The following is a 9,572-nucleotide window of genomic DNA, read 5'->3' on the forward strand; positions in this document are numbered from 1 at the left end:
CGAACATCTTGCCCTCGACCCCGGTGAAGGTGAGGAGCGGCACGTAGACGAGGATGATGATGGCCTGCCCGTAGAGGGAGGGCTTGATCATCTCCTCGGCCGAGGCCCGCACGGTGGCGAGGCGCTCCTCCAGGTCGAGCTCCCCAACCTAAACGACAACAGCTCTAAGCGCTTCATTACCGAGAACAGCGGCGCCCCGAAGCCTTTTACCGGAACCGCTGACACAAATCGCATCATGCAAGCCTCGAAGCGGGGGCATAAAGCGTTAAATTTGCGCCACTAGTGCACTGACGCGCACAAATGGTGCACAGCGCGCACTTGATTATCAATGTAACGCAGTGGGTTAGCTCTTCGCTCTTGGTGCGTTCGTCTGCATCTGTGCACTAGGATGAGAGCGTCAATTAATTAAGACTGGACAAACCGTTTCTACGATCGGATCGTCGCCTCCTGCGTCGACATCATCGACTTGTTCTGCCAAGTCTGAAATCGCCCCATCTATCGAATTTGGGATTTCATGGCCCACTATTTGCGTGTGTGGTTCTAACTATTGCGATCACCGACGATTGTTATAAATCGCCTTTTATATTGTCGGTTATGCCGTTTATCTGATTGAGCTCTTTTGAGTGCGTCGTCCGAAAATTTTGTTCACAAAACGGTAATTCCGTGCGCTTGGAGAGAGCATCTGAGTGATCGCCGCCTGATTTGATGCTGGCAAAGAGCATATTCGACTGGACTGCATGAACGATTGGAGCGTGAATAGTCACGTCACGAGGCAGCTAGCTGCCGTGAGTCGAAGCGCACTTCCCGCGAGTGGGCGAAGGTATCCGAAGGATCGCGTTACCCCGCAAGTCCATTGGGCGTGTGCGGGGCCAAGGCAGTGGCGGGGCTAGTCCCGTCACGAGCCCGAGGCGCGCTATGCAAGCCCCATTTTTCATTCAGATCATCCTTTCCTCCGTTGCCCATGTCGGACATCCGGCGCCGCCGCAGTGCCCTTGCTCGACGGCGAGCCTGCCCGTCGCATCGTTTGCCGCACCGCGGACGTGAGTGCGAGCATGTCGAACCGCAACATCTCCTGGGCCGCCCCTTTGCGCGAGTTAAAATCTGATCGCACCGTCCGTTCGGCGGTTCGCGAAGAACGTCTGCGCACCAGCGCGGGGCTGCGCGGCGTGTGCTTCATCTCGATGAGCGCGTGGCGCGGATCTTCGAGTCGGCGCTATGTCGTCGTGATCCAGCCGCTCGAGACCGTCGATTTGGTCGCTGACGATGCCGCGGTCGTCCTCGCTGTTGTCCGTAATGCCCAAGGCCAGGCTTCGATTGTCGCTGCTCGAGCCTGCGACGCAGGGGATCCTGGTTTTCTCGGCTGGCTGGCCGCCTGCGCGACGCTTGGAGCGCGTGAACTGCACGCCTACCGTTTGGCCGGAACTCGGGCTGAACGCGCCGCGATCGCGGCCGACCTCGGCGGGCCGGCTTTATCCGCGACCATGGGGGGGTGTGATGCGCCGGCGCGAGTTTAGCAAGGCGGTGCTCCGTGCCGCCATCGCCCGCGCGGAGGGGCGATGCGAGGGCGTACTCGCGGACAGCGGCCGTTGTCCTTGTGCTTTGCAGGTCGGGCGCTTCCACTACGATCACATTGTCCCGGTGGCGTTGGCCGATGATGCCTCCCTCGAGAACTGCCAGGTGCTGTGCCGGCCATGTCATGCCGCCAAGACGGTGATGGATGTCGGCGTGATCGCGCGGGTGCGCCGGATGCGCGATCGGCACATGGGCATCGCCGACCCGAACCGGCGTCCATTGCCCGGCAGTAAAGCCAGCCCGTTCAAGCGCCTGATTGGCGGCGGCGTCATCCGCCGGGATACCGGCGAGCGATTGGACAAGCGATCTCGCTAGTGCACTGATTCGGACGGATGGTTCAGGGGCTCAGTAGAGCGCGTCAAAGATGGCGGCGTCCGGTTTGGTCCAGATGGAAGTGCGGGGGCTTTGGTTGTACTTGGCGATGTAGCGCTTGATTGCGGCCTGCAGGTCGACGATGCCAGCGAAGGTCCCGCGTTGCAGGCGGCAGCGCGTGGGGGCGGAAAAGAAGCCCTCGACAACGTCGACCCATGAGGCCGAGGTCGGGGTGAAGTGGAAGGTCCATCGCGGATGGCGGAGGAGTTAGGTGCGGACCTTTGGTGCCTGTGAGCGGCGTCGTTGTCTAGGATCACGTGGACGAGCTTGCCCGCCGGCACGGCAGCTTCGACGGCGGTGAGGAAGCGGATGAACTGGCCATGGCGATGGCGCTGCATGCAGCGACCGAGCACAGTACCGTCTAAGACGTTGAGGGCCGCGAACAGGGTCGTGGTGCCGTGGCGGGTGTAGTCGTGGATCTGGGCTGCGGGATGTCCAAGTCCGAGGGCCGGTCGGGGCAGGTTCGTTCCAGGGCCGGGATCTGGCTCTCCTCATCCTGGGCTAGTCGAAGGATCGTCACTGGAGAGCATGACAGCATGGGGGCGGGTCTATATAAAGACTCACCACACGGGCCCCCATCGAACAGGTTCGTTGGGGGCCCGTCCTCGACCTTCTCGACCAAGGCTGGGTCGTGCGAGCGCTTGAAGGTGCGGACCCGATGCGGTTGCAGGCGGTGTGCCTGCCAGATCCGGCGAACGAAGAGGAGCGAGATCCCGATCCGCGTGGCGACGGCGTGCCCGGTCCAATGAGTCACCGCGTCGGGCGGCTCCGAACAGGTCACCGCGAGCACCTTCACTACCGTCCGTGTGGGATGATCAGGCCGGATGCCGGGCGGGAAGGGTCTTGTCGCACAGGAGGCCCTACTGCCGTCCTCACCGTAGCGGTGCTGACATCGCCAGAGTGCGGGCCGACTGACGCCGGTCCGCCGGGTCAGGTCCTGCACGTTCAGACGCTCCGCCGAGAGCAGAATGATCCCGGCCCGTAGGATTTGCTTGAGGGGGCGGAATCGATCCTCGGCGATCGCAGTGAACTGTGGACGGACGGCGGCGTCGAGGAGCACGCAGACGGTCTGGGCCATACCCCAGACTCACACACGTAACGTGCACCGTGAATCCTCAGTCCGCGTCAGTGCACTAGGTGGCACTACCAAGCGTCAGCCGGACGGGGCGGCGCGCGGCCGCCATGATTTCTATGCAACTAGCTGTGCGACCGGCGGGTTGACCTTGGGCGGCAGCGGCCTTATCCAATAGGCAGTCCTACTTTCTTTGGACTGTGAGGCATTCGTTCAGCTGCTACCGCAACGGTGAGCTGAGGCGGTCTTCTCACATCGACATGGCCTCCCGCGCGGCGGGAGGCTCAGGCAGTCAGGCTCCGCCCGCACCGTGCGCGAGAATTGGCAGATCTGAAATCGACTTCCTCCTGCTTCGGATCGCTCTGGAGCCAGATGAAGTTCGTGTTCTGTCTGCCGAACGTCTCGTCCGTCGCGGAGCTAAATTTCATTATGTCCGTCGCAACTCCAAGCCGTATTCGCCAGCGCAGCTTGGCAACATCCCCTGCTTCAGTATCGCGCGTCAGCGCTCCCACGGGGGCGAGCGTGTTACCGCGTGACATCAGCATCACGCATCGGCCGATCGGCGACATCCAGTCGCTCGACCGGCCGCTTCGCAGGCGTGGCAAAGGACAAGTCGAACGCCTCGCCGGCAACATTGAGCAGTTCGGGTGCTGCGTGGCGCTTCTCGTCACCGCGTCTGGGGATATTATCGACGGTCACGCGATCTACGAGGCCTGTCGGCGGCTCAAACACACGACCGTGCCCACGATCGTCATCGACCATCTCACCGGCGACGAAGTGAGGGCTCTTCGCCTCTCGCTCAATCGGATCGCCGAGAGCAGTACCTGGGACCCCGAAGCCCTCGCGTGCGAGTTCGCGCACCTGCTCGCGGTCGAGCCTGACCTCGTCGCGTTCAGCGGGTTCGATTTGCCGGAGATCGATCTCGCGCTGACGTCGTCTTGCATCGACGGCACAGACCCGGCCGACGCCCTTCCACAGGTGCCGGTGTCCGTTGTCTCGCGCCTCGGCGATATCTGGGACTTCGCCGGCGGTCATCGACTGCTCTGCGGAAATGCTCGTGCTGGTGAGAGCTACGCCGCCGTGCTCGCCGGCCAGCGCGTCCAGAAGGTCGCGACGGATCCACCTTATGGATGTTGCATTCGCGGTTACGTCAGCGGCAGGCACGGAGAGTTCGTCGAGGGCTCCGGCATGGGTGAGGCCGAGGCCACCGTTTTCTTCAAAGGCTTCCTAAGCGTGATGCTCCCGCATCTCGCCGATGGCGCGATCGTCGAGATGTTCATCAACGCTCACGGAATGCTTACGTTGATGACCGCCGCGCGGGATGCTGGCCTGACTCAACTTACGACATGCGTCTGGGACAAAGGCTTGGGTGGTATGGGCTCACTTTACCGTCAGCAAGCCGAGTTCGTGCTGGTGATGAAGTACGGCTCAGAGCGGCACATCAACAATATCGCGTTGGGCCGCCACGGACGTAACCGCACCACGATTTGGTCAGCGTCCGGGCTGAACGGGTTCGGGCATGGGCGGGAGGAGGCGCTGGCCCTGCACCTACCGTGAAACCGGTTGGCCTCATCGCAGACGCATTGCTCGATACGTCGCACCGCGGCGGCCTCATCCTCGACCCGTTCTGCGGCTCAGGCACGACCCTGCTGGCAGCCCATCGCACCGGCCGGATTGGGTACGGGATCGAACTTAACCCGGTCTTCGTCGACGTCGCCGTCCGGCGGATGGAAATCCTGACGCGGGCGCCCGCGCGCCATGCGGGTACGAGACTCTCCTTCGCGGAGCAGGCTGAGCGGCGGGTGCATGAGCCAGTGGCCCAGAAGACGGCCGCGGTCTTCGCTTCAGATGCGTGAGGAGGTCGCGATGTCCGATAAGCCAATCGAGTCGGACGACAATATAGCCACGCGAGACAATGATCTCGCGCCGCAGACATCTTGCGCGAATGGGGAGGGCGTTGCACGGCCACAGCGTATCCATGCTGGCGGAGGCCGTTTTTCCAAGGGGCAGTCCGGTAACTCAAGGGGGCGGCCCCGCAAGCTGGCGGAGCCCTTCTTGGCGATGATGAAGCGCGTGTTGAATGAGACAGTCCAGCTTAATCGGGACGGTAGGCGGGTGGAGATGTCATGCGGCGAGGCGTTATTTTGCTCGATGTGCCACAAGGCAATGGCAGACCCGCGCATCGGCAAAGAGATTTTCAAGCTGGTCGCGGTCCATGAGGCTGGTGCTGTCGCCGGCGAGATGGGCGCAGACCCGGCGCAAAATGAAGCTGTGTACAAGAATCACTATGCCCGGATGCGGCGTCAGATCCTCGCCGAACACTCACCGGTGGGTGGAGACAAGTCGGCTGCCAGCGACAACGACAATCCGGGGCCAGGGTGGGATTCGGAGCATACGTCGTGAACATAACCGCCGAGATGATGTCGGTTGCGCTACGTACCACCTTGGCTACCTTCGTAGAGCAGGCCTTTGCGACGCTCGAGCCAGGAACAGCGTTCGCGCCGAATTGGCACTATGACCATCTGTGCTGGGCGCTCGAGCGGGTGCTGTGCGGTGAGGTGCGCCGGTTGATCATCAACGTCCCACCGCGTTCGGGCAAGTCGATCATCGCCAGCGTCGCCTTCCCAATGTTCGCGCTGGGTCACGACCCGGGTCGACGCGTGATCTGCATCTCGCATACCGAGGATCTGGCCCGAAAGTTCAGCCTCGATCGACGCCGAGTGGCGCAGAGCCCGTGGTTTGGCCAGGCGTTCTCGGGATTTCGGCTGACAAGCTCCAGGCCCCGCGACCTCGAACTGACGACGACGTTGCGCGGCTCGGTGTTCGCGGCTGGTATGGGTGGGGCGGTGCTCGGACGCGGCGCCGATCTCATCGTGATCGATGATCCGATCAAAGCGGTGGACGCGTTCTCAAAGGCCGAGCGTCGGCGGGTCAACGAAGCGTTCGACAACACCTTGCTCACGCGCCTGAACGACAAGCGCCGCGGTGCCATTGTCATCGTGATGCAGCGACTTCACGTCGACGACCTCGTCGGCCATGTCCTAGAACGAGATGACTGGGAGATGGTGTCACTGCCCGCGATCGCGATAGAGGATACCTGTCACCGACTCAGTAACGTGCCCGGGGACGTGTACCGGCGCCGGGTCGGTGAGTTGTTGCACGTCGAGCGCGAGCCGATGGTGATATTGGAGCAGATGCGGCGCGCCCAGGGCTCGCTGACCTTCCAGGCGCAGTACCAGCAGGACCCTGCGCCTATTGGTGGTAACGTGATCCAGCGCTCGTGGCTGCGCAGGTACGACATGCCCCCTAGCCGTTTCGATCGGATCGTGGCCTCCTGGGATACCGCCTCGACGCTGTCCGAGTCGAGCGATTGGTCGGTGGGCACGGTCTGGGGTGCGGCGGGGCTGGATTACTATCTCCTCGACGTGGTCCGAGGGCGATGGGAGTTTTGGGAGTTGCGTCGGGAGGTTGTGGCGCTGAGCAAGCGCTGGGATGCGAATGTCACGTTGATCGAAAAAACACAACTCGGGCATGCACTGCTGCAGGACCTGCGTCGGACCAAGGCCTTGGCACCGATCCTGGTCGAGCCGCGCCACGACAAGGAAACGCGGCTGTTGGCACAATCAGCGCGGTTTGAGGCAGGTCAGGTGCATCTCCCGACCGATGCGCCGTGGCTGGGGGAGTACCTCGGCGAATTGCTGGCTTTTCCGAATGGTCGCAACGACGATCAGGTAGATGCCACCACGTATGCCCTGCATTACCTGACTGGGAGCCTGCCTGGGGTCGAACCAAGGGTCAGGCGGACCCGCGAAAGCATTCGGGGGTTGCGTCCGCAGCTTCGATCTAATTCTTCAGCAAAGCTTGCTGCGGACAGCCCAAATGATGGATCAAAGCAGCCGCGCCTCATCTCAGTTCCAGCCACTTGGAAGCCCAGTGACGTGATCCTATCACCTAAGTACGAAACCCTTAAAGAAATAATTTGTTTCAGGAAAGACGCGGCTGGGTTGTTCTGTGTCTAATTTGGTCGGCAGCCCGGCACCACAGGGCGTTCGGGAGCCGGTACAGCCGCATCACGCCCGCCATCCCGGCCAGCAGCAGGACCAGATACGCAGCCCGTTCAGCAGCCGGCCCGGCAGCGCCTCCGGCTCGGCACGGTCGTACCATAGCGGGTCGGCGTCCCAGTGCGGATCGTTCTCGTCCAAGACTGAACCCCCTCCACCGCAGACACGAGCGCGGCCCCCTCGGTTAGCAATCCGTTGACCAAGCCGAACTCGGCACCACACCGTTCGCCCGGGAGCGGCCGCAGAAGGGCGCCGAGCAGGAAGTCGAGCTGCCCGTAGACCAGCAGCGCCGCGACACGCCGCAGGCTGCCACCCGCGCTCAGGTGGTGGATGTGGAACCCGTAGGCCAGCTCGGCCGCCAACACCGGCAGGAACACAGGTAGGGCTCAGACCGAGCCGAACCGTCCGAGACCCACTCCGAGCAGCGCGATCGGCAGCAGGCCCTTCATCGTGATCCCGTCGGCAATCCGGTCGCCGCACCCCGGCTCCCAGAATGCGCGCTTTGAAGAGCGCGGCCGCGCGCAGCACGAGCGGGCCGGGGCACGCTCGCGTTACTTGCTGCCGCGCTGAGCGAGCACGGCCGGGACGGTGCGCAGCATGATCGCGATGTCCCGGCGCAGGCTCCAGCGGCTGGCGTAATCCAGGTCGAGGGCTACTCGCTCCGCGTAGCTGGTGTCCGATCGGCCCGAGACCTGCCACAGGCCGGTGACGCCGGGCGGCACGGCAAAGCAGGTCGAGAACGCCCGGCCGTAGCGGGCGACCTCGGCCTGCACGATCGGGCGCGGCCCGACCAGGCTCATCTCGCCGCGCAGGACGTTCCACAGCTGCGGCAGCTCGTCCAGCGAGGTCTTGCGCAGCACTTGGCCGATGGCGGTGATGCGCGGGTCGTCGGAAAGCTTGTGCGTGGCGGCCCATTCGGCCCGGGCCCGCGGGCTGGCGGCCAGATGCGCAGCCAGCACGCCCTCGCCGTCCGTGACCATTGAGCGGAACTTCAAGCAGCCGAAGCTGCGTCCGTCCCGGCCGAGCCGCATGTGCCGGAAGATCGGCGCCTTGCGGTCGCCGGCCCACACCAGCACGGCGATCACCAGCATCAGCGGCAGCAGCAGGAACAGCGCGGTGGCCGCCACCCCGATGTCGAGCCCGCGCTTGGCCGCCCAGTCGAGCCGAAGCCCCCGCGCCACGGACGGCGTCTCCGGCAGCACGGCCTCCGCAACAGCCTCGGCCGCCTCGCTCACCTGACCGGCAATCTGATCGGCCACGTTCGACATCTCAACCCTATGGTGCGGCGCAGAGGCGAGGTGTGAAACTGGGGAGCCGGCCTCGCGCAACATGGATTCACTTTCTGGATCGAGATGGCGACGGGATAGTTAATAGCTTATTAATTGCGATTTCTAACAAATTATTGACCCTTTTACAAGCTCGGCTATACGGCCAATAACAGTCTAACTCGCGTTCATATTATGCGGCTATGCAATGTAGCCATGCGGATTAACTTCAACATTGGTGCAACGGGAGATAGGACGATGCTGTCATCCAACCAGTCTCGGTGTGAGTTCGTATAGTGTCGATCTAGGGACGACTGGCGTGAGAGCGCCGTTTCTTTGGTGCAACGCACGCAAGGTCGGCATCACAAGTCCCGTTCACCGACTCCCGGATGCGCAGACCTCCACCCCGGCCGACGTTCAGCTTGCGGGCATGATCGAGGGCGCCAGGGGACCGGCACAACGGTCGCATGGGTGCAAACTACGCACTCGGAGGGCCGGTGCTGCATCCCGATGGCGCTGTCAAACACTTGCGTGGCGTGCGGGTTGTCGGCCTTGTCCCGGCAGGCGTCCACGTTGCCGTTTCCGATCCGCGCGACGCCTGGCGGGAACTGGTCGGTCGGATGTGCGCGGCGGAGCCGGGCCGATTCACGAGGCCGTCAGGTGCAGGCCGTCATGATCCTGGCGTCATGGCCTTTCACTTTCAGAAATGCCGATGGTCGAGCCGCGTCATTGCTCTGTATAGGCGGTCGGACAGATGAGCGCGGATTCGTAAGGGAGCGGACGACATGGCAGTTCTGGTGACGGGCGGGGCCGGGTATATCGGCAGCCACATGGTTCTGGCGCTGCTGGATGCCGGCCACGAGGAGAGCGTGGGGCTGGACGACCTGTCCACCGGGTTCGACTGGGCCGTGCCGGCGGGGGTCAAGCTGCTGGTCGGCGACGGCGCCGACCAGACGCTCGTCACCCAGGACATCCTGCTGCTCCGCATAGACGCGCTGGGCCACTTCGCCGCCCGGATCGGCGTGCCGGACTCGGTGGCCGACCCGCTCGGCTACTACCTCGCCAACACGGTCCAGACCAGCGCCCTGAACGAGGCCGCCCCCCGCGCAGTCGTGCGCCACCTGATCTCCGCCTCCACAGACGCCCTCTACTGGTAGCCCGAGGTTGGTCCGCTGCCACACGACCGGGCGCGCGCGCGTCTCACGCCCATCGGCCGCCCCACGCGGCTGG

General features: G+C 63.5%; 8 protein-coding genes and 2 pseudogenes. 7 read left to right on the forward strand and 3 right to left on the reverse strand.

Annotated elements, in window-relative coordinates:
- Nucleotides 1–1,052 precede the first annotated feature (1,052 nt).
- Nucleotides 1,053–1,514 (forward strand): hypothetical protein, encoded by a 462-nt coding sequence (locus MKK65_RS14090; protein ID WP_243958344.1) that lies wholly within the window; start codon nucleotides 1,053–1,055, stop codon nucleotides 1,512–1,514.
- Entirely contained in the window at nucleotides 1,495–1,887 is a 393-nt protein-coding gene (locus MKK65_RS14095; RefSeq protein WP_243958346.1) for an HNH endonuclease, read from the forward strand. Before MKK65_RS14090 ends, MKK65_RS14095 begins: the two co-directional genes overlap by 20 nt.
- Before the next feature lie 30 nt (nucleotides 1,888–1,917).
- Here the strand turns inward: MKK65_RS14095 and MKK65_RS14100 are convergent.
- Nucleotides 1,918–3,022 (reverse strand): annotated as a pseudogene (locus MKK65_RS14100) (IS630 family transposase).
- Between the two features lie 366 nt (nucleotides 3,023–3,388).
- Between MKK65_RS14100 and MKK65_RS14105 the strand changes: the two are divergent.
- From MKK65_RS14105 to terL, 4 genes are read left to right on the forward strand one after another with little or no spacing between them, the layout of a single operon-like run.
- Nucleotides 3,389–4,573, forward strand: a complete 1,185-nt coding sequence (locus MKK65_RS14105) for a ParB/RepB/Spo0J family partition protein (protein WP_243958348.1) — start codon at nucleotides 3,389–3,391, stop codon at nucleotides 4,571–4,573.
- A 26-nt stretch (nucleotides 4,574–4,599) separates the two neighbouring features.
- Nucleotides 4,600–4,872, forward strand: a complete 273-nt coding sequence (locus MKK65_RS14110) for a DNA methyltransferase (protein ID WP_243958350.1) — start codon at nucleotides 4,600–4,602, stop codon at nucleotides 4,870–4,872.
- A 10-nt stretch (nucleotides 4,873–4,882) separates the two neighbouring features.
- Entirely contained in the window at nucleotides 4,883–5,419 is a 537-nt protein-coding gene (locus MKK65_RS14115) for a DUF5681 domain-containing protein (RefSeq protein WP_243958352.1), read from the forward strand.
- On the forward strand, nucleotides 5,416–7,035 hold the full coding sequence (gene terL / locus MKK65_RS31375; RefSeq protein ID WP_243958354.1) for a phage terminase large subunit: 1,620 nt from the start codon (nucleotides 5,416–5,418) through the stop codon (nucleotides 7,033–7,035). The genes MKK65_RS14115 and terL overlap by 4 nt, the downstream gene beginning before the upstream one ends.
- A gap of 98 nt (nucleotides 7,036–7,133) precedes the next feature.
- On the opposite strand, the gene MKK65_RS14125 is transcribed toward terL, so the two are convergent.
- Nucleotides 7,134–7,454, reverse strand: coding sequence for a hypothetical protein (locus tag MKK65_RS14125; RefSeq protein ID WP_243958356.1), 321 nt, complete (start codon nucleotides 7,452–7,454; stop codon nucleotides 7,134–7,136).
- A gap of 174 nt (nucleotides 7,455–7,628) precedes the next feature.
- Nucleotides 7,629–8,408 carry a sugar transferase gene (locus MKK65_RS14130; protein ID WP_409565431.1) on the reverse strand — a complete coding sequence of 260 codons (780 nt, stop codon included), beginning with the start codon at nucleotides 8,406–8,408 and terminating at the stop codon, nucleotides 7,629–7,631.
- A gap of 719 nt (nucleotides 8,409–9,127) precedes the next feature.
- Here MKK65_RS14130 and MKK65_RS14135 point away from each other — a divergent pair.
- Nucleotides 9,128–9,572 (forward strand): annotated as a pseudogene (locus MKK65_RS14135) (NAD-dependent epimerase/dehydratase family protein); the annotation flags it as partial.

This window comes from Methylobacterium sp. J-001 (genome assembly GCF_022829565.1).
GTDB lineage: Bacteria > Pseudomonadota > Alphaproteobacteria > Rhizobiales > Beijerinckiaceae > Methylobacterium.

What these genes read in the sequence shown, in the direction of transcription:
- MKK65_RS14095 (WP_243958346.1), top strand. Translation starts at nt 1,495, where the DNA reads ATGCGCCGGCGCGAGTTTAGCAAGGCGGTGCTCCGTGCCGCCATCGCC.
- MKK65_RS14090 (WP_243958344.1), top strand. Translation starts at nt 1,053, where the DNA reads ATGTCGAACCGCAACATCTCCTGGGCCGCCCCTTTGCGCGAGTTAAAA.
- MKK65_RS14130 (WP_409565431.1), bottom strand. Translation starts at nt 8,408, where the DNA reads ATGTTGCGCGAGGCCGGCTCCCCAGTTTCACACCTCGCCTCTGCGCCG.
- MKK65_RS14105 (WP_243958348.1), top strand. Translation starts at nt 3,389, where the DNA reads ATGAAGTTCGTGTTCTGTCTGCCGAACGTCTCGTCCGTCGCGGAGCTA.
- MKK65_RS14115 (WP_243958352.1), top strand. Translation starts at nt 4,883, where the DNA reads ATGTCCGATAAGCCAATCGAGTCGGACGACAATATAGCCACGCGAGAC.